The organism is Flavobacterium sp. (assembly GCF_044373165.1).
Lineage (GTDB): Bacteria > Bacteroidota > Bacteroidia > Flavobacteriales > Flavobacteriaceae > Flavobacterium.
This window is the reverse complement of record NZ_JBILQL010000027.1, coordinates 1-19,801: the sequence shown is the minus strand read 5'-3', so window position 1 is coordinate 19,801 and position 19,801 is coordinate 1. Positions and strand designations below refer to the sequence as shown.

Annotated in this window: 18 protein-coding genes and 1 pseudogene; 7 read left to right on the top strand and 12 right to left on the bottom strand. The window is 39.2% G+C overall.

Features of this window, described 5'->3' with window-relative positions; translation table 11 throughout:
• Positions 1 to 22 precede the first annotated feature (22 nt).
• Positions 23 to 2,299, top strand: a complete 2,277-nt coding sequence (locus tag ACIQ32_RS05595) for a cation:proton antiporter (RefSeq protein WP_396194708.1) — start codon at positions 23 to 25, stop codon at positions 2,297 to 2,299.
• Positions 2,300 to 2,359: 60 nt separating this feature from the next.
• Here the strand turns inward: ACIQ32_RS05595 and ACIQ32_RS05590 are convergent, their stop codons facing one another.
• From ACIQ32_RS05590 to pyrH, 3 genes are all read right to left on the bottom strand, one after another.
• The gene (locus ACIQ32_RS05590; RefSeq protein ID WP_396194707.1) at positions 2,360 to 4,849 is read right to left on the bottom strand and encodes a DUF5686 family protein; all 2,490 of its coding nucleotides are present in this window, start codon (positions 4,847 to 4,849) and stop codon (positions 2,360 to 2,362) included.
• Between the two features lie 86 nt (positions 4,850 to 4,935).
• Complete coding sequence (gene frr / locus ACIQ32_RS05585; protein ID WP_396194706.1) at positions 4,936 to 5,496, bottom strand: ribosome recycling factor; 561 nt, start codon at positions 5,494 to 5,496, stop codon at positions 4,936 to 4,938.
• A gap of 75 nt (positions 5,497 to 5,571) precedes the next feature.
• Positions 5,572 to 6,279 carry a UMP kinase gene (gene pyrH, locus ACIQ32_RS05580; protein WP_396194705.1) on the bottom strand — a complete coding sequence of 236 codons (708 nt, stop codon included), beginning with the start codon at positions 6,277 to 6,279 and terminating at the stop codon, positions 5,572 to 5,574.
• A 192-nt stretch (positions 6,280 to 6,471) separates the two neighbouring features.
• Between pyrH and ACIQ32_RS05575 the strand changes: the two genes are divergently transcribed.
• A complete protein-coding gene (locus ACIQ32_RS05575; RefSeq protein ID WP_396194704.1) occupies positions 6,472 to 7,092 on the top strand; it encodes a thioredoxin family protein in 621 nt (206 codons plus the stop codon).
• On the opposite strand, the gene ACIQ32_RS05570 is transcribed toward ACIQ32_RS05575, so the two are convergent.
• The 5 genes from ACIQ32_RS05570 to ACIQ32_RS05550 form a co-directional block, all read right to left on the bottom strand.
• Complete coding sequence (locus ACIQ32_RS05570; protein WP_396194703.1) at positions 7,072 to 7,635, bottom strand: hypothetical protein; 564 nt, start codon at positions 7,633 to 7,635, stop codon at positions 7,072 to 7,074. The two genes, ACIQ32_RS05575 and ACIQ32_RS05570, sit on opposite strands and share 21 nt — an antisense overlap.
• The gene (gene truB, locus ACIQ32_RS05565; RefSeq protein ID WP_396194702.1) at positions 7,625 to 8,329 is read right to left on the bottom strand and encodes a tRNA pseudouridine(55) synthase TruB; all 705 of its coding nucleotides are present in this window, start codon (positions 8,327 to 8,329) and stop codon (positions 7,625 to 7,627) included. Before truB ends, ACIQ32_RS05570 begins: the two co-directional genes overlap by 11 nt.
• A gap of 3 nt (positions 8,330 to 8,332) precedes the next feature.
• Complete coding sequence (locus ACIQ32_RS05560) at positions 8,333 to 9,142, bottom strand: undecaprenyl-diphosphate phosphatase (RefSeq protein ID WP_396194701.1); 810 nt, start codon at positions 9,140 to 9,142, stop codon at positions 8,333 to 8,335.
• A 75-nt stretch (positions 9,143 to 9,217) separates the two neighbouring features.
• Positions 9,218 to 9,457, bottom strand: a complete 240-nt coding sequence (locus ACIQ32_RS05555; protein WP_396194700.1) for a DUF3098 domain-containing protein — start codon at positions 9,455 to 9,457, stop codon at positions 9,218 to 9,220.
• Positions 9,458 to 9,511: 54 nt separating this feature from the next.
• Positions 9,512 to 10,387, bottom strand: coding sequence for a cell division protein FtsX (locus tag ACIQ32_RS05550; protein ID WP_396194699.1), 876 nt, complete (start codon positions 10,385 to 10,387; stop codon positions 9,512 to 9,514).
• A gap of 182 nt (positions 10,388 to 10,569) precedes the next feature.
• Here ACIQ32_RS05550 and ACIQ32_RS05545 point away from each other — a divergent pair, with 182 nt between their 5' ends.
• From ACIQ32_RS05545 to ACIQ32_RS05535, 3 genes are all read left to right on the top strand, one after another.
• Complete coding sequence (locus ACIQ32_RS05545) at positions 10,570 to 13,626, top strand: leucine--tRNA ligase (RefSeq protein WP_396194698.1); 3,057 nt, start codon at positions 10,570 to 10,572, stop codon at positions 13,624 to 13,626.
• A gap of 165 nt (positions 13,627 to 13,791) precedes the next feature.
• Positions 13,792 to 14,466, top strand: a complete 675-nt coding sequence (locus ACIQ32_RS05540; protein WP_396194697.1) for a hypothetical protein — start codon at positions 13,792 to 13,794, stop codon at positions 14,464 to 14,466.
• Positions 14,467 to 14,536: 70 nt separating this feature from the next.
• Complete coding sequence (locus ACIQ32_RS05535) at positions 14,537 to 15,238, top strand: zinc metallopeptidase (protein ID WP_396194696.1); 702 nt, start codon at positions 14,537 to 14,539, stop codon at positions 15,236 to 15,238.
• Between the two features lie 421 nt (positions 15,239 to 15,659).
• On the opposite strand, the gene ACIQ32_RS05530 is transcribed toward ACIQ32_RS05535, so the two are convergent.
• From ACIQ32_RS05530 to ACIQ32_RS05515, 4 genes are all read right to left on the bottom strand, one after another.
• Positions 15,660 to 16,130, bottom strand: coding sequence for an Lrp/AsnC family transcriptional regulator (locus ACIQ32_RS05530; protein ID WP_396194695.1), 471 nt, complete (start codon positions 16,128 to 16,130; stop codon positions 15,660 to 15,662).
• 339 nt (positions 16,131 to 16,469) lie between these two features.
• Positions 16,470 to 17,843, bottom strand: a complete 1,374-nt coding sequence (locus ACIQ32_RS05525) for a saccharopine dehydrogenase family protein (RefSeq protein ID WP_396194694.1) — start codon at positions 17,841 to 17,843, stop codon at positions 16,470 to 16,472.
• 77 nt (positions 17,844 to 17,920) lie between these two features.
• Positions 17,921 to 18,244, bottom strand: a complete 324-nt coding sequence (locus ACIQ32_RS05520) for a hypothetical protein (RefSeq protein ID WP_396194693.1) — start codon at positions 18,242 to 18,244, stop codon at positions 17,921 to 17,923.
• Between the two features lie 10 nt (positions 18,245 to 18,254).
• Positions 18,255 to 19,016 (bottom strand): DUF3108 domain-containing protein, encoded by a 762-nt coding sequence (locus ACIQ32_RS05515; RefSeq protein ID WP_396194692.1) that lies wholly within the window; start codon positions 19,014 to 19,016, stop codon positions 18,255 to 18,257.
• A 136-nt stretch (positions 19,017 to 19,152) separates the two neighbouring features.
• Here ACIQ32_RS05515 and ACIQ32_RS05510 point away from each other — a divergent pair, with 136 nt between their 5' ends.
• Together ACIQ32_RS05510 and ACIQ32_RS05505 are read left to right on the top strand one after the other, a co-directional pair.
• Positions 19,153 to 19,539 carry a DUF423 domain-containing protein gene (locus ACIQ32_RS05510; protein ID WP_396194691.1) on the top strand — a complete coding sequence of 129 codons (387 nt, stop codon included), beginning with the start codon at positions 19,153 to 19,155 and terminating at the stop codon, positions 19,537 to 19,539.
• An 80-nt stretch (positions 19,540 to 19,619) separates the two neighbouring features.
• Positions 19,620 to 19,801, top strand: a pseudogene (locus tag ACIQ32_RS05505) (phosphoenolpyruvate carboxykinase (ATP)); the annotation flags it as partial.

Genomic DNA, 19,801 nt, shown 5'->3' with positions numbered 1-19,801 from the left:
ACACAAGCACAACTTTTTTCGGATGAGAAACTTAAAAAACACTTTGTTTTATCTGATTGTTACCGGCGGTTTTACGGCCTTAATGTATTGGATAATTGAACAGGGAAAACTCTTGGAAGTCGGTCGAAAAATTATTTCGCCTACTTCCTCCGACAGTCAGTGGATACAGTTTTTAAGTTCGCTGTTTCACAACTTGCAACATCCGTTAGCATTATTGCTTGTCCAAATTATCTCTATCGTCATAGTAGCTCGAATTTTCGGTTGGATTTTCAGGAAAATAGGGCAACCTTCTGTAATTGGAGAAATTATTGCCGGAATTGTGCTTGGGCCGTCGTTATTCGGACTGTATTTCCCCGATTTGAAAGAAGCTTTGTTTCCGGTGGCTTCCTTGGGAAATTTGCAAGTATTGAGTCAGGTAGGTTTGATCCTTTTCATGTTTGTTATTGGGATGGAACTCGACTTAAAAGTGCTCAAGAACAAAGCCAATGACGCAGTAGTCATCAGTCATGCCAGTATAGTAATTCCGTTTGCTTTAGGCATCGGATTGTCCTATTTCATTTATCAAAACCCCGAATTTACCCCGGAAGGTGTTGAGTTTTTATCCTTTGCCTTGTTCATGGGAATTGCCATGAGCATCACGGCTTTTCCGGTGTTGGCCCGAATAGTTCAAGAGCGCGGCATCCACAAAACCCGTTTGGGCACCATTGTAATTACTTGTGCCGCTGCAGATGATATTACGGCATGGTGTTTATTGGCGGCTGTAATAGCCATTGTAAAAGCCGGTAGTTTTGTGAGTTCGCTGTACATAATCGGTTTGGCCATTTTGTATGTGTTGATGATGCTTTTTGTGGTCAAACCGTTCTTGAAACGCGTGGGCGATTTGTATGCCAAAAAAGACAACATCAAAAAATCGGTAGTGGCTATTTTTTTCCTAACGTTAATGGTTTCTGCTTATTTGACCGAAGTGATAGGCATTCACGCACTATTCGGAGCTTTTATGGCCGGTGCGATTATGCCTGATATTACTAAATTCAGAAATGTATTTATTGAAAAAGTAGAAGATGTTTCGGTGATTTTATTGTTGCCTTTGTTTTTTGTTTTCACCGGTTTGCGTACCGAAATAGGCTTGATTAACGAACCGTATTTGTGGAAAATTACCGCCTATATTGTATTGGTAGCTGTGGTTGGAAAATTCTTCGGAAGTGCTTTGGCTGCTCGTTTTGTAGGACAAAATTGGAGAGAAAGTTGGACCATTGGTGCTTTGATGAATACCCGCGGATTGATGGAATTGGTTGTATTGAACATTGGATACGAATTAGGGGTTTTATCGCCAAAAGTTTTTACTATGATGGTAATTATGGCTTTGGTAACCACCTTTATGACCGGTCCGGCGCTCGACATCATCAACTTTATTTTTAAGACGAAAGACGTTATTATACCTTCGGAAGTTAAAAAGAATTCGAAGTTCAAAATCTTGATTTCTTTTGGAAACAACGAAAAAGGGAAATCGCTATTGCGCTTGGCCAACAGTTTGGTAAAAGGGCAACCCGAAGCGGCCAATGTTACCGCTATGCACTTGACGATGAGTGATGAAATGCATGCTTTTAACATTGAAGAATACGAAAAAGAGACCTTTGAACCTATAGTCAAAGAATCGAAAAAACTCAACCAAGAAATCACTACTATTTTCAAAGCAACCGGTGACATTGAGACCGATATCGCAGATGTTGCTTTTGAAGGCCAATACGATTTGGTTTTGGTAGGCTTAGGAAAGTCCATTTTCGAAGGCACTATTTTGGGGAAAGTATTAGGCTTTACCTCAAGGATAATTAACCCCGACCGATTGTTAGACAAATTCAAAGGGAAAGAAGGCTTGTTTGAAAATTCTCCTTTCGACGACAGAACGCGTTTAATTATTTCCAAAACCAAAACGCCGCTGGGGATTTTGATAGATAAGGATTTGCAACAAGTTAACAAAGTATTCTTAGGGATTTACAGTGTTGGCGATGTATTCCTGATTGATTATGCGCAAAGATTAATGCAAAACAATCAGGCGCAAGTCACTATTTTAGACAATAACGACCACACCAAAAACAACTTTTTAATTCAGAATTCACTCGAAGCTTTAGAACAAAAACACGGCGATAAGTTTGATGTTTTTCAGCCCAATCAAATCAATAAACCGTTTTTATTGGAGCAGGATTTAGTGATTTTCAGTTTGGAAACTTGGAAGAAGTTAGTCGATGATGAGGTTTCTTGGCTACAAGACATTCCTTCGGTTTTGATAGTAAAACCATAAGCTGAAAATCTCAAAAAAGGAAAAGGCAAAATTCTGATGGTCAATGAGTATTGGGATTTTTTATAATCCTAAATCCAAAACAAAACTCAATTTAATAGCAATGTTGTCCTCTAAACGCGCTAATTGGTTTGGTCCGTAGCGATAGAATCCGGTTAATCCGAAGCCTTTGTAAATTTGGTTCAATTCGATACCCGACTCGAAGAAACCTTGGTCAAGCGTTTTGAATTCGATGCCGATATGGTCTTCGGGGTTTTTAAGATTTCCCCAAGCCATTCGGGTAACCAATACTAAAGAAGGTTTGACTTTTTTAAACAGTTCGACGCGTTTGAAACCATGTTTGAACTGTAACATCACAAATTCGCTCGAGAAAAATTCATTGAAATACATCGTTTCAAAACTGTTTTTACCGGCAATGGTGATTCTTTGCAACAAATTGTCTTTGGTCAAATTATTAGGCGAAGTATTGTACAAATGTGTCAAAGGCAAGTCGCCAAAAACATAACCGGCCTGGACTAAAACCGCCGATTTTTGTCCGTTTAAATATTTCTTTTCATACTCAATTCTGGTATCAATCTTTCCGAATTCAAAGTCGTTGTTGAATAAATTCGACAAAGATTTAGTAAACTGAAAGGTGAATTTAGGGTAGCGTTTTTCAAATTCGATTTTGCCGTTTGGGGTTTGCATATAATCGCTAAACGGATTCCATTGGAGAGAAACCATCGCCGAGGTTATGGCAAACTTTTGATACAATTGGTTGTTGTTGGCAAAAGTATAATCAAACAAAGGCATTACATCGCTGTGGGTAATTTGCCAAATGCTTTCGGTTTTCGGGATGATTTTGGTTTCTACAAAAGCGCGCCAAGTTTGGTGGTTGTAAAAAGTACTGATGTTGATCGGTCGCGGATCATACAATTTGAAAACCCTTTTGTCAATCGCAAAATTGGTACTCGCAATTTCCCGAACATCATCGGTGAATGAGCCACCAATCCAGGAATTGGAAAAATTCCCTAGGCGAACGGCACTGCCCAAATGGTATTTGATTTCTTCATCTTTTAAGCCGTAAGCAGTATACCCTTCCAAACGTACTTTTTTAGAAAACTGTTCGTTGGTTACACCACCAAGTCCCAAACGGAAACCTTCGTAGTTGTTGTAACTCAATAAATAGCGCAAGTCAAAGTCAAACGGACCAAAAGGCAAATAGCCGTTGATGATTTTTCGGCCAAACTTGATTTTTTTCTCAATCTTTTCTTTAGTAACCAAGCTGTCTAAAACGATATACGTTCTCTCGCTTCTAGTATCCAAACTATTGGTTCTGTTTTGTTGCCAAAAAACTTCCTCTTTGTTGTTGGCATTGTCTTTTACATCGATGGCTATGGATGATTTTTTGATTTTCAGTTGGGGATTGATTTCTACATCATACACTTGCATTTCAGAGGTCAGATAAGTGAAATCAGAAGCTTTTTTCCCGGTTTTGTTTTCCTCCTCATTTTCAGCAGTAAATTCTATTCGACCTCCTAAAACTGCGGTTGGTTCTTTGCTTTTGCCTTTAATAATTTTGAAATTTTTGCGTATGGGAAACCAAATATTTTCTGTTTTAAGATAAATAAATTCATGTGTTCCGGTAATGTTTAAAACACTGCGAATGCGCATAACGGCTTTGGCTACAGCATAGTTTTCACGGTCAATGTACAACAAGCCTTCTAATCCTTTTCTACTGATCTTATTTTTGAAGTAAACCACAAATACTTCACGGTTTTCGACAATGGTAGTGTCTAAAATTTTATACCGATATTCTTTAAGTGCATTCTCAGAAATGGGACTTTTGTACTTGGTTTCAAACAGCTCGTATTTGTCGTCGTACACCGATGATGATTGCAAACTAAAGCCTAACAACTCGTAAATCGGCTCTTTAAATCCAGCCATTTTGGTACCGAGTATGGTTTCTTTGAGTATGGGTTTCTCGAATTGGAATTGGGACACTTTTTCGGTTAGAAACAAATGCTGTTTGGCAATGAGTTTTTTGAATTTGTAATCGGAGGAATCTATTTTGACTATCTTATCTTTGGTAACATAATCCGCAAAAAGAGTGTCGATTTTTCCCGAAATAGAATCGGGATTGGCGGTTACCAAAAGTTTGTTGTAAGTTTTGTATTGAAAGGTATTGAGCTTTTTGAGTGGATTGTTGTTGTTTTTGGCTGATATGACTTTTTTGATAATACCGTTCGCCGGATTTTCAGCATTGATGATTACTTCTTTCAGCGCATCGGTTTCCGGAAAAAGTAATAGGGTGAAGAAAGTTTTGTTTTCAAAAATGGAAAGGGTTTGGGTGCGATAACCCACATAAGAAACTTTCAAAACTTCGGGTTGAGTTGCCAAAAGCAGACTGAATTTCCCGTCAACATCAGCAATGGAAACCGTCCCGTTTTCGGTGGCGATGGTGGCAAAAGGTAAAGTTTTTTTGGTTTCTGAATCTTTGACGACACCATTAATTTGAAACTGTGCCTGAAGCGACAAAGTACAAAAAAGAAACAAAAAAGGAAGTAGCTTCATTGGAAAGGTGTTGACACAAAACGGCTTACAAAAATAGGAATAAAAAAATCCGTACGAGACGGATTTTAGTATGGAATTAACAAAAGTTACACTTTCATAATTTCGGCTTCTTTTACGGCCAAATGTTCTTCGATTTTTTTGATAAAAGCATCGGTTAATTTTTGAACATCTTCTTCCGCTTTTTTACAAATATCTTCCGAAGTACCGTCTTTTTCTAATTTTTTGATATCGGTGTTGGCTTCTTTACGGGCGTTTCTGATTCCGATTTTGGCATCCTCTGCTTCCGCTTTGGCTTGTTTGACCAAGTCGCGTCTTCTTTCTTCTGTCAAAGCCGGCACATTGATAATAATGTTGTCGCCATTGTTCATGGGGTTAAACCCAAGATTGGCAATCATGATGGCTTTTTCAATTGGATGCAACATGCTTTTTTCCCAAGGCGTGATGGTGATGGTTCTTGCATCAGGGACATTGATATTGGCCACTTGAGACAATGGGGTTTGTGAACCGTAATAATCAACAAAAACACCGCCCAACATTTGCGGGGAAGCTTTTCCGGCACGGATGTTTAAAAATTCTTTTTCTAAATGCGCAATAGAACCATTCATGGATTCTTTTGTGCTGTCTAAAATAAATTCAATTTCTTCCATTTTTTTAAAAAAGTTTTAGGTTGTTGGTTTTGAGATGTAAGTTTTAACATAGAACCTACAACTTAGAACTCACAACTATATTTTAACTACAGTTCCTATGTTTTCGCCTTCGCAAATTTTTAAGAGATTGCCTTTTTTGTTCATGTCGAATACCACTATCGGTAATTCGTTTTCCTGACTTAAAGTAAAAGCCGTAGTATCCATAACATTCAATCCTTTTTTGAGAACATCTTCAAAAGTGATGCTTTCAAATTTTACGGCGTTCGGGTTTTTCTCCGGATCAGCATCGTAAACGCCATCTACACGAGTTCCTTTTAAAATCACATCGGCATGGACTTCAATACCGCGCAAAACGGCTGCCGTATCTGTAGTAAAATAGGGGTTTCCGGTTCCGGCTCCAAAGATTACAATTCTGCCTTTTTCCAAATGACGTACAGCTCTTCTTTTGATGTAAGGTTCGGCAATGGCTTCAATTTTTAAAGCGGTTTGCAAACGTGTCAACATGCCTTTGTCTTCCAAAGCACCTTGTAAAGCCATTCCGTTAATTACAGTAGCTAACATTCCCATATAATCGCCCTGAACTCTGTCCATGCCATTACTGGCTCCGGCAACTCCTCTAAAAATGTTTCCGCCGCCAATAACGATAGCGATTTCTACACCTTTGTCGTGGATGGCTTTGATTTCGTCAGCATATTCGCCAAGACGATTCGGGTCGATGCCATATTGTTTATCGCCCATCAGCGCTTCACCACTTAATTTTAGAAGAATTCTTTTGTATTTCATTCCCGTTTGTTTTTTTAGTTTGGAGTCATGCTGTCGCTCTTAGCGCTCGAGACATTAGTTGTGTTTTTAGTGTTGCAAATATAAACATATTCTCTTTTTGTATAGTATTCGAAAAAAATAATGTTAAGTAACATTTATTACTTTTTTTATTGGTTATGGTTTGTAGCTTTGTAGCATCAAATTCAAGTTTATATGGAATCCATTATCCGAGGCAGTTTAGCGAAAAGCATTACTTACAACGAATACAGAAATACTATTGATGCCTTGTTGAAAGAAGGTAAATCTACCGGGAACGAGCAATCTGAAGCCCTTACGCATTACTCCGAATTGAACGTAACCCGTATGAATCGTTTGGACAAAACCATTAAAATTACTCCTGAATTTACCCAACAACTCCAACAATGTCAAAACAACTATATTTGGTTAGTGATTTCTGAAGGTTGGTGTGGCGATGCGGCGCAATTGGTTCCTGTATTTCATAAAATGGCTGAACTTTCACCAAGAATTGATTTGAAAATAGCACTCCGCGATGACAATGATGACTTGATGCAACGGTTCCTAACCAATGGTTCCAGAAGTATTCCTAAATTAATTATCATCGATAAAAATACCTTGGAAGTTTTGGGTGATTTCGGACCAAGACCGGAAGGCGCCAAACAATTGATCCTCGATTATAAAGCGGAACACGGAGTAGTGGACGAAACCGCAAAAACCAATTTGCAACTTTGGTATTTGCATGATAAAGGGTTGTCAACCCAACAGGAAGTTATGGAAGTGATGAGGGCAGCCGAATTAAAACACAATGTAGTTTAAACCAATAGAAAAGCTGCCAATACTTTCCGGAGTGATTTTTGAAAAGCCGTACTGACACAATTCTATGTAAAGGCCAAAACCACTTTCATCGTCTTCTAAACCTAAGCTGATTTTTTTAAAAAGGCCGGATAATTTATCGCCGGTAAGGGAAAGACTTCTTCCGTAGCCTATTTCAGTAGTGATTCGGGTGTTTTCGCCTACTCTTGGACTCAAGCGCAATGAACCAAAAACGGGAGCAACAACCAAACCTTTATTAGCTTTCCAGTCGAGGCCGATATTCATACCAACGCCAATCCACTTGTCGTAATGGGTTCCGATTCCGGCTCTGGCACTCAAACCATCTAAAAGAAACCAGGGTTCTTTTTCTCCGGTGTACGGATTGATTTCGCCCGCATATTGATTGACTCTTAAAGGGGAAGAAAGTTCAAATTTTTTGTAAAAAGGTTTGTCGTCTTCCTCAAACAGTTCCGGTTTTACTTCCACTACTTGAGCCCAACCTAGTTGGAACAGCACAAGAAAGCATAGCAATAACTTAAACTTCATCGGCGTTGATTTTTTGTTCAAAGGCTTCCGGACTCATCCCGTTTTCCACAGTATACTCGCCAATCTTTGTTCGGCGCAAAACCGATAAATAGCCACCCGATTGCAAAGCTTTTCCAAAGTCGAATGCCAATGAACGAATGTAAGTACCTTTGCTGCATTTGACTCTGAAATCAATTTCCGGCAAAGCGATTCGGGTAATGTCAAATTCGTAAATGGTGGTTTTTCGGGCTTCGATTTTCACTTCAGAACCTTCGCGTGCGTGCTCGTACAAACGCTTACCGTCTTTTTTAATGGCCGAAAATACCGGAGGCTTTTGGTCGATTTCTCCTAAAAATTGTGGAATGGTTTCTTGGATTAAAGCTTCTGTGATGTGTTCAGTTGGAAATGTAGCATCGACCTCGGTTTCCTTATCGTAGGAAGGCGTGGTGGCGCCCAACACTATGGTTCCGGTATATTCTTTGGCTTGCCCTTGAATTTCGGGAATCATTTTGGTAAACTTTCCGGTGCAAACAATGAGCAGTCCAGTAGCCAGCGGATCTAAAGTGCCGGCATGACCAATTTTGAATTTTTTGGGAAGATCGTATTTTCTTTTTAAAACATACTTCAGTTTGTTCACGGCCTGAAATGAAGACCAAGTGAGCGGTTTGTCTATGAGCAAGACTTGACCTTGCAAAAAATCTTCAGCAGTTTTCAAAAGTTATTTATTTAAAGAGAAATAAATTAGCAAGGCTACACCGGCTATAATTCGGTAATAACCCCAAGGTTTGAAGCCGTATTTTTTGATGATGCCGATGAAAAACTTAATGGCTATCACCGCCACAATAAAAGCCACAACATTGCCCAACAAAAACATTTTCAAATTGTCGGAAGATTGGGTTAACAATTCGTATCCTTTTAATTGCGATACTTCATAGGTTTTCAGGAACAAGGAGTAAGTTGTTACCGCCAACATCGTTGGAACGGCCAAAAAGAACGAGAATTCCGCTGCTGTTTCACGTGTCAATCCTTGTTGCATGCCGCCAATAATAGAAGCGGCTGAACGACTGGTGCCCGGCATCATGGCCAAACATTGCCAAAGGCCGATAGTGACTGCTTTTTTAATTGAGATGTCTTCTTCATTTGTTACCGTAGGATGGTTAAAACGATCATCAATAAACAATAAAACTACACCACCAATAATCAGTACAATCGCAATGGGAATAGGGTTGCCGAGTACGGCGTCAATTTTATCATCGAATATTTTTCCTAAAACCAAAGCCGGAATTACGGCACAAGCGAGCTTCAGGTAAAAGTTAAGTTTGCTGAAATCGAAAAACTTTCGCCAATACAAAACTACTACCGCCAAAATTGCCCCAAATTGTATAGAAACCTGAAACAGTTTTACAAAATCATCTTCTTGTATACCAAAAAAGGAACTCGTGAAAATCATGTGTGCCGTTGAAGAAACCGGCAAGTATTCGGTTAAGCCTTCCACTATGGCGATGAGTATCGCTTGAATGTAATCCATAATTTGTAGTGTTCAGTTTTCAGTTTTCAGTTTTCAGTTGGAAAAATTTTACTAGCTGAAAACTAAAGATGAATACTATTGTTTGTTCTTTTTAAAGATAGAATAAATAGTAATTCCGAAACCAATCAAAACTACGGTTGGTGCCAAACGGATTCTGCGGAAACTGAACACATCTTCGTTGAATACTTTTGGGTCATCGCTTCCACCGCCGCTCATTAAGATAAAGCCAAGGGCAATCACAGCAATTCCTATGAGTAATATTTTATAGTTTACTTTTTCAAAAAGAAAATCCGGTTGTTGCTCGTTGTTTTTCATTTAGCTGAATATTTTTATTTTTTTAACTGAACACTGCCTTCTGAGCACTGAACACTAGTATAAATCGTCGGTTCTCAAGTTCAAAAAACGCTGGGTGGCAAAAAAGGTACTCAACCAAGTAATGAGTAATCCCAATACCACAACGCCTAAGAGTACGGCACCAATAGCCAACTTGTTTTCTAAAATACCCAAGTTGTCATAGTTGGTTTCAAAATAAACTAAAACGCCTATTAGTGCTACTACAGCCAATAAAGAACCAATTAATCCTAAAATCAGGCTTCTTCTGATAAACGGTTTTCTGATGAACGATTTGGTAGCGCCCACCATTTGCATGGTTTTGATGATAAAGCGATTCGCATAAATCGACAAACGCAAGGAACTGTTGATGAGCAACACCGAAATCACAGCAAAAATACCGCTGAAAATCAGTATCCACAAACTCACCTCCTGAATCTTGTCATTTACTTTATCTACCAGTTGTTTGTCATATACTATGTCTGCTATCATTTCGTTTTTGCGCAAACGATTTTGGATTTTAGCAATACTGTCGTTCACCACATAATCGGCTTTCAAATAGATATCGAAAGAGTTTTGCAACGGATTTACCCCTAAAAACTGCATAAAATCTTCGCCTATATCTTTTTTGTGCATCTCGGCGGCTTTTTCTTTGGAAATGTATTCGTAAGATTTGGCAAATTTGGCCGTTTTCAACTCGCTGTCAAAGGCTTTGATGATGGTGTCGTTGGCATCGTTTTTAAAGAAAACCGTCATTGCAATTTCTTCTTTAAAGTTGTTGGAAATTCGCTTGGAATTCAACACAAAAAGCCCCAATAAACCCAATAAAAAAAGTACTAAAAAGATACTCAAAACTACCGAAAAATAAGAGGTAATTACTCTGCGTTTCTGAAACTTTTCAAATGATGATGCCATACACTGTATTTTATGGGGTAAAAATAATAAAGAAAATTGTTTTTCTCCTTTATAACGCACAAACTTTTAACTTTATTATATTAAATGTAAATTTGCCGACGATTTAGTTGTTGGTTGTCGGTTGACGGTTGTCGGCCACTTTCACAATTGATCATTATAATTAAAAATCTTGTTAGGACAACATGAAATACCATCACGAAAAAGTTGAAGAAAAATGGCAAAAATATTGGGCAGAGCACCAAACTTTCAAAGCCCAACAACCAACAACCGACAACCGACAACCTAAATATTACGTACTCGACATGTTTCCTTATCCTTCCGGAGCCGGTTTACACGTAGGGCATCCGCTGGGTTATATCGCTTCGGATATCGTGGCGCGTTTCAAACGCCATAAAGGTTTTAACGTGTTACATCCACAAGGCTACGATTCTTTTGGATTGCCGGCCGAACAATACGCCATACAAACCGGGCAACATCCGGAGAAAACCACTCGCGAAAATATTGCGCGTTACCGTGAGCAATTGGACAAAATTGGTTTCTCCTTCGATTGGAGTAGAGAAGTACGCACTTCCAACGCCGATTATTACAAACACACGCAGTGGATTTTCATTCAACTGTTCAACTCGTGGTACAATAACAACACTGACAAAGCCGAAGACATTTCGACTTTAGTTACCCTATTTTCAAAAGAAGGAAACACCACTGTAAATGCGGTTTGCGATGACAACATCACGCCATTAACCGCAGCCGAATGGAACGCATTTTCTTCCGAAGAACAGCAAAAAATACTATTGCAATACCGATTAACCTATTTGGCCGAAACCGAAGTCAATTGGTGTCCGGCACTCGGAACGGTATTGGCCAATGACGAAATCGTAAACGGCGTTTCCGAACGCGGCGGTCATCCGGTCATCCGCAAAAAAATGACCCAATGGTCGATGAGAATCTCCGCTTATGCCGAAAGATTATTGCAAGGACTAGAAACCATAGACTGGAGCGAATCGATTAAAGAATCACAACGCAACTGGATTGGAAAGTCTGTCGGAGCAAGCGTAAAGTTTAAAGTACGAAGTACAAAGTACGAAATAGAAGTATTTACGACAAGACCCGACACCATTTTCGGAGTAACCTTCATGACCTTAGCTCCGGAACACGAATTGGTTTCGCAAATTACTACACCGGAACAAAAAGCCGCTGTCGAAGCTTATGTAGAAGCCACTGCCAAACGTTCCGAAAGAGAAAGAATGGCCGATGTAAAAACCATCTCCGGAGTCTTTACCGGAGCTTTCGCTGAGCATCCATTCACCAAAGAACCGATTCCGGTTTGGATTGGCGATTACGTATTAGCAGGCTACGGAACCGGTGCAGTTATGGCCGTACCTTGTGGCGATGAAAGAGATTATGCGTTTGCCAATTTCTTCAAAGGCCAAAAAGGCATGCCGGAAATCAAAAACATTTTCAACCAAGATATTTCTGAAACCGCTTATGGCGAAAAATCAGGTTTTGAATTAATCAACTCCGATTTCCTAAACGGTTTGGGTTACAAAGACGGCACGAAAAAAATCATCGAGGAACTGGAACGTATCGGACAAGGAAAAGGCAAAACCAATTACCGTTTGCGCGACGCGGTTTTCTCTCGCCAAAGATATTGGGGCGAACCGTTCCCGGTATATTACGTAAACGGCTTACCGCAAATGATTGATTCCAAACACTTGCCCATCGTGTTGCCGGAAGTAGAAAAATATTTACCTACTGAAGACGGTCAGCCACCTTTAGGTAATGCTACGGATTGGGCGTGGGATACTTTAGCCAATAAAGTAGTGAGCAACGAATGGATTGACCACCAAACTATATTCCCGTTAGAGTTAAATACCATGCCGGGTTGGGCAGGCAGTTCGTGGTATTGGATGCGTTATATGGACGCACACAACGACGCCGAATTCGCCTCAGCCGACGCTTTAAAATACTGGGAAAACGTGGATTTATACATAGGCGGAAGCGAACACGCCACCGGCCACTTGTTATACTCCCGTTTTTGGAATAAATTTTTAAAAGACAAAGGTTTCGCCCCAACCGAAGAACCATTCAAGAAGTTGATTAATCAAGGAATGATTTTGGGGATGAGTGCGTTTGTTTATAGAGTAGAATGGTTTTATGTTAAATCAGTTTGGGGAGATAATCCAGAAGATACATTAGAAAAAGAATTGCCTCTGAAATCTGAATTCAAAAATATTTTTGTACCAAAATCTTTCTTTGATGGAATGGGCAGATATATTGAAAATTATAAAAAATCGGATAGTTCATTTGTTAAAATTATCTCTGATAAGATTCTTGAGTTAGAAACGGAATTAGGAATTTTCGAAAGAGAAGGAATTGGGAAAATTTCTCGATCGTTATCATTAGCATTGACTCCAATCCATGTTGATTTGTCTGTCATCAACGACATCACCAACGAATTAGACATCGAAGCTTTCAGAAATCACCCTCTGTATTCTGATTATAAAGAAGCCGAATTCATTTTAGAAAACGGCAAATACATCGTAGGTCGCGAAGTCGAAAAAATGTCGAAATCCAAATACAACGTGGTTAATCCGGATGACATTTGTAACGATTACGGCGCCGATACCTTGCGTTTATACGAAATGTTCCTTGGTCCGTTAGAACAAGCCAAGCCTTGGAATACCGCCGGAATCACCGGAGTGTCAGGTTTCTTAAAAAAACTATGGCGTTTGTATTTTGACGACAACGGTTTGATTGTGACCAACGAGGAACCAACAGCCGATATGTACAAATCGCTTCACAAAACCATCAAAAAAGTAACCGAGGATATCGAGAATTTCTCGTTCAATACTTCGGTGTCGCAGTTTATGATTTGTGTGAATGAATTGGCGCAACTAAAATGCCACCACAGAGCTATTTTAGAACCATTAGCTCTAGTGATTTCGCCTTATGCGCCGCATATTGCTGAAGAACTTTGGAGTCAATTAGGGCACGAAGGTTCGATTTCAACGGTAGATTTCCCAATCGTAAACGAAAAATACTTAGTAGAATCTGAAAAAGAATATCCGGTTTCGTTTAACGGGAAAATGCGTTTCACCATCACATTGCCGTTGGATTTAACCGTAGCTCAAATACAGGAAATCGTAATGGCAGACGAACGTACTATCAAACAACTGGACGGCAGAACGCCGAATAAAGTAATTATCGTTCCGGGGAAAGTGATTAACTTGGTAGGATAACAAATTAAGGGACAAGTCAAAAGGGATTAGGGATAAGTAGTTTTACTTTTCACTAATCCCTTTTCTCTTTCTATCAGTTCCTTCACCATTTGCTAACAAAACGTTAAACAGTCAAACTGCCTTAATTTCTCTTTTTATTTTTGAGTAAACATTAAAACAAACCTCATGAAAAAAGTAGTATTTGCAGTAGTTCTTTTGTCTTCTATTATCGGATTTAGTCAGGAAAAATCAACCGATTCTACTAAAACCAAAAAAGTCAAAGTAGAGGGTTACATCGGCTTCAATGCCAATATCAACGACAATTTGAATCTCAACAAAAAACTCAGCGATGCCAACTTGCCTGAGCTCGACAGTTTTATCCCTGAGCTGACTTTCGGATTCAATATATTCGCCAAAAAATATTCCGGTGATATCGAGTTTGGGTTTTTGTTTGCCAAACCGGAAGAAGGCAATAACGAAATGAAATACCGTGGTTTTAACACCCGTTTGAGAGTGCATTATAATGTAGTGAACCAAGAGAAATTTGCTTTTACAACCGGACTTTCTTTGGCATATTTGGGCAGTCAATACGATATTTACTCCAAAAACAACACCATTGATTTAAACGATTTAGAGCCGAACAGCAACAACGGTCATGTGAATGTTACCAATCAGATGTTGTATTTCGGTCCTTCAGCTTCTGTACACTTGTTCAGAAAATCGGGTTTTGAAGTCAAACTCAATGCCGGTTACGAATTTGCCTTAACCCGCGGAAGATACCGATCTGAGTTTGGCAGTGTTTTAAACAACATAGGGGAATCGGGCAACAACCGCTTTGTGTTTGGGATTACCTTATTGTAATGACAAGCTGTCATTGGTTTTGTTTTGGCGCAGCATTTGATGACTATTTGAAAACTAAAATTTACAAATCATGTTAGGATATTATATTTTAATCGGCTTGATTGCCTTAGTCAGTTTTGCCGTAAGCGCTAAATTAAAGAGCAAGTTTGCCGAATACTCTCATTTGCATTTGCGCAATGGCATGAGCGGTGCCGAAATTGCCGCCCAAATGCTACAAGACCACGGGATTTATGACGTTAAAGTCATTTCCACACCCGGACAATTGACCGACCACTACAATCCAACCGACAAAACGGTGAATTTAAGTGAAGGCGTTTACAACCAAAGAAACGCTGCTGCTGCAGCCGTTGCCGCTCACGAATGTGGTCACGCAGTACAGCATGCCACCGCCTATAATATGTTGCAGTTGCGCTCACAGTTGGTGCCTATAGTGAATATTTCTTCCACGTTATCCCAGTGGTTAATTTTTGGCGGACTGATTTTGGGAGCAGCATCCGGATTGGGTTTAGGTTTTTACATAGCCGTTATAGGGTTGGTGCTAATGGCAATTGCCACGGCTTTTAGCTTTATTACTCTACCGGTAGAATATGACGCCAGCAACCGTGCTTTGGCTTGGTTAAAAAATAAAAACATGGTCAGCCAACAAGAATATGCCGGTGCTGAAGACGCGCTGAAATGGGCCGCCCGAACTTATGTAGTCGCCGCCATTGGTGCTTTAGCTTCGCTCTTGTATTGGGCTTTGCAAGTCTTCGGAGGTTCCAGAGACGAATAAAAACAAACCCGTTACGAAAGTAGCGGGTTTTTTATTTGGGAGCGGTTGGCTCGGGCAGTTTCAGTAATGGTAATTCCCGCTTTAAGTTCTACTTCGTGCCACTGCAAATGCTGAGCATTCACTGAATACGAATAACAAATATTAAATTTGTGAAGTAATCGGGGCTAAAGAACAAACGGTTTATGTTTGTAAACAAAAGTAAAAGGTTTTCAATGTATCTATTGTTTTGTTACACCGCATGAAAAACAATTATCTTTTTTTCGTCACTTCGAGTGATTTTGCAAAGTAAAAACGGTAGTTTTTGTTTTGTAAAATTGTATCGAGAAGTTTGGTATAAACAACGGTTCTCGATACAATTTTCACTCCACTGCGTTCCGTGAAAACCACTCGAACTGACGACCTTACAATTCGTAACTGACCACTAAAGCTGTATCTGCCTTTCAATCTGCTGTTCCAAAGAAATAAAAGTCTCCGTTCTGGAAACGCCTTCAATCGGTTGGATTTTTTTGTTGAGCAATTGCATCAGGTGTTCGTTATCGCGGCAAATGATTTTGATAAGTATGCTCCAGTTTCCGGTAGTATAATGGCATTCTAACACTTCGGGGATTTTTTTGAGTTCGCGCACCGCATCGGAGTTGCTCGACGCTTTTTCGAGATAAATGCCTATAAAGGCCATGGTTTTGTAGCCCAAGACTTTGTTGTTTATGACTACTTTGGAACCTGATATGACGCCGGCTTCTTCTAGTTTGCGTATGCGTTGGTGAATGGCCGCGCCTGAGATTCCGATTTTGTTGGCGATTTGTAAAATGGGTTTTCGGGCATCTTCCATGAGGTCGCGGAGGATTTCTTTGTCGATACCATCAATTTCTATTTGTAGTTGATTAATTTTCATAGGTATTGTATTTTAGACTAATAAAACAAGCTAAAGCTTGTCTACCTCAAGCCCACAGGGCTTGCTCCTTTTAATTTCAAATCGTCTATCTCAATTTGTAGTTGATTTATTTTCATAATTCAAATATTTAAAATAAAAGTAGTGATTTACTTTAGATTTTAAACAAAAAAACCAAAATCGATTAAAATTTTGGTTTTATATTGACGTTTACTGAAAAGAAAATGAAATCCTGTTTAGCCCTGATGGGAATGGAAATCCTCGAAGAGATTGCAATGGACAGCAGGAATTACCATACCAAAAATGCCCGAACCTTTCGCTCCCAATAACTCAGTTACACCATTAATTCCCTAACAACTTATCGGGATTGTAACCTACATAAGGCATTTCGGTTTCGTGGAAAACGATGCCGTGCAATGCCAATTCTTTCAAAATGGGTTCGTAGACTTCTTTTTTGATCGGCAATTGTACACCCGGTGTTTTGATGTTGCCGTTTAGGATTTGGATGGTCGCCATGGCTACCGGTAAACCTACGGTTTTGGCCATCGCGGTATAAATTTGGTCATCGCCGATGCAAACCATTTTGGAATCGATTTGTTTTCTTTCGCCGTTGAGTTCGTAGCCAAATTTGTGGTACATGACAATCATGTCTTTCTCTTCGGTTTGCAGCGTCCATTTGTCGTTTAGGATGCGTTCTAAAATTTGGGCCGGTGTGGCATTTTTGAGTCCGACAATTTTATTGGCGTTAAAGATATCGAGTTCCATTAATTTGTCCCACATGATATCGTCTTGTTCGATGCCCAGTGCCATTCGGGTTTTTAACTCTACTGAATCTGAAGCGTGAAATGGCAAAAATGAGTTGATAAAATCGCGGTAACTCATGGTTTCTGAATTTTCCATCACATAGGAATCATCGGTCATGCCCAGTTGCACGAACATGTTCCAAGCTTTGGAAAAACCAACTCTTCGAATCGTACCTCGGTATAAAGTTAAGATATCGTCCAAGCCGTAAATGCTGCGGTATTTAAGAGAATCGCGGTTGGCGTAGCCTTCAAATTTGCCGTAACCTTCCACGTGGAAGAATTCGGTTCGACGGAACAATTTGTGGTAAGGGATGTATTTGTATTTGCCTTCTTGGATGAATTTAGCGGCACCGCCTTGACCGGCTAACACTACGTTTCTCGGAGCCCAAGTAAATTTGTAATTCCAAAGATTATCATCGGATTCGGGAGCAATCAATCCGCCGCAAAACGATTCGAATAAAATCATGTTGCCGCCTTTGGCTTTGATTTCATCAATTACTTTCATGGCGCTCATATGGTCGATTCCGGGATCGAGTCCGACTTCATTCATAAAAATCAAGTTGTTGGCTTTTACGGCTTCGTCCAAACTTTGCATTTCCTCAGAGATATAGGAAGCAGTGACCATATTTTTCTTGAAAGTGATACAGTCTTTGGCTACCTCAATGTGCATGTGCGCCGGCAACATGGAAACTACGATATCGGCTTTTTGGATTTCGGTTTGGCGTTGTTTAATATCATTTATGTCTAATGCAATAGGTGTTGCATTAGGGTGATTGTAAGTTTTTCTTCGGGCCAATTCAATAGACAAATCGGCTATGGTGACATTTAAGTTTTCTTGAGGAGATTTTCTTAAAAGGTACTTTATAAGAGATGATGCTGAGCGTCCGGCGCCTATAATTAATATATTTCTCATGGGTTTGTTTGTTGTGCTACAAAGGTATGAATATTTGAGTCAATCAAAAAAGCCCATCTAATACGATGGGCTTTTGATTATTCTATACCTTCCAGTTCTTCGAGTTCTTTTTGGGCTTCTTTTTTGGTCTCTATTTTTTGTTGTTCGAATTGCGTATCCGTGGCAACTTCGTCTTTAATGAGTAATGTTTTGCCTAAAACCACAGCGGAACACAAGGCAGCTATGATCAGTAAAATTTTAGGGAGTTTTTTCTGGGATGCTTCAGATTGCTTAAGCGTTAATAAACCAAAAATAAGGGCTAATCCAATGGGTAAAAAGGCTAAAGTGTCTAATGGTAGTAACGTGAAAGTGATACCGAGTATACTAAAAACAACTGTTAAGATTAAAAATAGTTTTCTCATGATATTTACATTAAATGCCGGTTGCTGAGGTTAGTGTTAACTGTCCGGTCCCGACAGGAATGCTGAATTTGAGTAAAGCAGGGATTTTTTTAGCATCCGCGGTGAGCCAAATTAGGTTTTTGTCTTTGCCTCTTAAAGCATCGGTTTTCGCTCCTATAGACAACTTGTAACATTCTTTTTTTCCTAAATTTCCGGCGTTAACGGTTTCTTTCCCCATGTATTTTAAGGTAACCGGAATTTGCTTTTCATCGAAAACAATCATTAAGTTTTGGGTTTGTCCCACTTTAAACTTACTGAAATCAAGGGTTCTGACTTTATACAAAAGAGAAATCACATCTTGCGTTGACCCGCCAATGCTGAATGTTTTTTGCGTTTCCGGTTTGTTTTTTCGCTTCATGGTGCTGTTGACCGTGTTGCTTTTGAAAACGTATTTTTCTTTTTTGGTGTAACCGCCTTCATCTATGCTTCTTTTGTATAAGTTCGGTTTTAAGTTGGCCGGATTTACATAAGATTCATAAAGATCTCTAATTTTAAAAAACGAATCCCATTTGCTGTAAGTCGACAGTTCGCAACTTAAGTGCAAATAAGTGTTTTTAGAAGTCGATACGGATTCAGTGCTCATGGTTACTTGTGCCAATTGGGTCATCAATCCGCTCATATTATAAGAGCCGGCAAAGACCAAACGTTCTCCGGGTTTGATAGTTTGCCCGAAACCCAAATTTGTAAATCCTAAAAAGAATAGTGTACAAATGCTAAAAAATATTTTTTTCATAGTTGAAAATTATGCTGCAAATATAAAATTTAAAAAAAGGTATTTCCGAAACTTCAGGACAAAAGAAAAGTGAAATTACTTTAATTCTTAATCGATAACGGATAAATTTGCAAAATAGTATTTAAAAACAAATCCGATGGAGAGAAAAATCACAAGCTTTGCCGTAATTTTAGGAATGACCGCTATTATTTTAGGCGCTTTCGGAGCGCATGCTTTAAAAAAGGCATTGACAGATGAGGAATTGGTTACCTTTGAAACCGGAGTAAAATACCAAATGTACCATGCTCTTTTTTTGTTGTTTTTGGGGTTGACAAGTTTGGTAAACGAAAAAGTCAAAAAAACAATCTTTCAAATGGTTGTAGTGGGGGTAATTTTCTTTTCGGGTTCTATTTATGTTTTGGCTACCAAGACAGTTACTGGAATTGATTTCAGACCAATCGGGATAGTAACTCCAATTGGCGGAGCCTTATTAATACTGGGCTGGGCGATGTTGTTGTGGAATTTAACACTTCGTAAAAAATAATATTCTGAGAAAAAAATAGTTTCTGAAATTTAATTTTTACCTTTGTACTCAGATTCATAATACAACACAAACTCAATTTTATGGAGAACTACGCTCAAATTACGAAATCGATTTCGTTAGACCAATACGGCATCAATAACGTTCAAGAAATCATTCATAATCCTTCTTTTGAAAAATTATACAATGACGAATTAAATCCGAGTCTCGAAGGTTTCGAAAAAGGACAGCTAACCGAATTAGGAGCAGTTAATGTGATGACCGG

Excerpts from the sequence above, each read along its gene's own strand:
- ACIQ32_RS05595 (WP_396194708.1), top strand. The coding sequence starts at position 23 with ATGAGAAACTTAAAAAACACTTTGTTTTATCTGATTGTTACCGGCGGT.
- ACIQ32_RS05590 (WP_396194707.1), bottom strand. The coding sequence starts at position 4,849 with ATGAAGCTACTTCCTTTTTTGTTTCTTTTTTGTACTTTGTCGCTTCAG.
- frr (WP_396194706.1), bottom strand. The coding sequence starts at position 5,496 with ATGGAAGAAATTGAATTTATTTTAGACAGCACAAAAGAATCCATGAAT.
- pyrH (WP_396194705.1), bottom strand. The coding sequence starts at position 6,279 with ATGAAATACAAAAGAATTCTTCTAAAATTAAGTGGTGAAGCGCTGATG.
- ACIQ32_RS05575 (WP_396194704.1), top strand. The coding sequence starts at position 6,472 with ATGGAATCCATTATCCGAGGCAGTTTAGCGAAAAGCATTACTTACAAC.
- ACIQ32_RS05570 (WP_396194703.1), bottom strand. The coding sequence starts at position 7,635 with ATGAAGTTTAAGTTATTGCTATGCTTTCTTGTGCTGTTCCAACTAGGT.
- ACIQ32_RS05560 (WP_396194701.1), bottom strand. The coding sequence starts at position 9,142 with ATGGATTACATTCAAGCGATACTCATCGCCATAGTGGAAGGCTTAACC.
- ACIQ32_RS05555 (WP_396194700.1), bottom strand. The coding sequence starts at position 9,457 with ATGAAAAACAACGAGCAACAACCGGATTTTCTTTTTGAAAAAGTAAAC.
- ACIQ32_RS05550 (WP_396194699.1), bottom strand. The coding sequence starts at position 10,387 with ATGGCATCATCATTTGAAAAGTTTCAGAAACGCAGAGTAATTACCTCT.
- ACIQ32_RS05545 (WP_396194698.1), top strand. The coding sequence starts at position 10,570 with ATGAAATACCATCACGAAAAAGTTGAAGAAAAATGGCAAAAATATTGG.
- ACIQ32_RS05540 (WP_396194697.1), top strand. The coding sequence starts at position 13,792 with ATGAAAAAAGTAGTATTTGCAGTAGTTCTTTTGTCTTCTATTATCGGA.
- ACIQ32_RS05535 (WP_396194696.1), top strand. The coding sequence starts at position 14,537 with ATGTTAGGATATTATATTTTAATCGGCTTGATTGCCTTAGTCAGTTTT.
- ACIQ32_RS05530 (WP_396194695.1), bottom strand. The coding sequence starts at position 16,130 with ATGAAAATTAATCAACTACAAATAGAAATTGATGGTATCGACAAAGAA.
- ACIQ32_RS05525 (WP_396194694.1), bottom strand. The coding sequence starts at position 17,843 with ATGAGAAATATATTAATTATAGGCGCCGGACGCTCAGCATCATCTCTT.
- ACIQ32_RS05520 (WP_396194693.1), bottom strand. The coding sequence starts at position 18,244 with ATGAGAAAACTATTTTTAATCTTAACAGTTGTTTTTAGTATACTCGGT.
- ACIQ32_RS05515 (WP_396194692.1), bottom strand. The coding sequence starts at position 19,016 with ATGAAAAAAATATTTTTTAGCATTTGTACACTATTCTTTTTAGGATTT.
- ACIQ32_RS05510 (WP_396194691.1), top strand. The coding sequence starts at position 19,153 with ATGGAGAGAAAAATCACAAGCTTTGCCGTAATTTTAGGAATGACCGCT.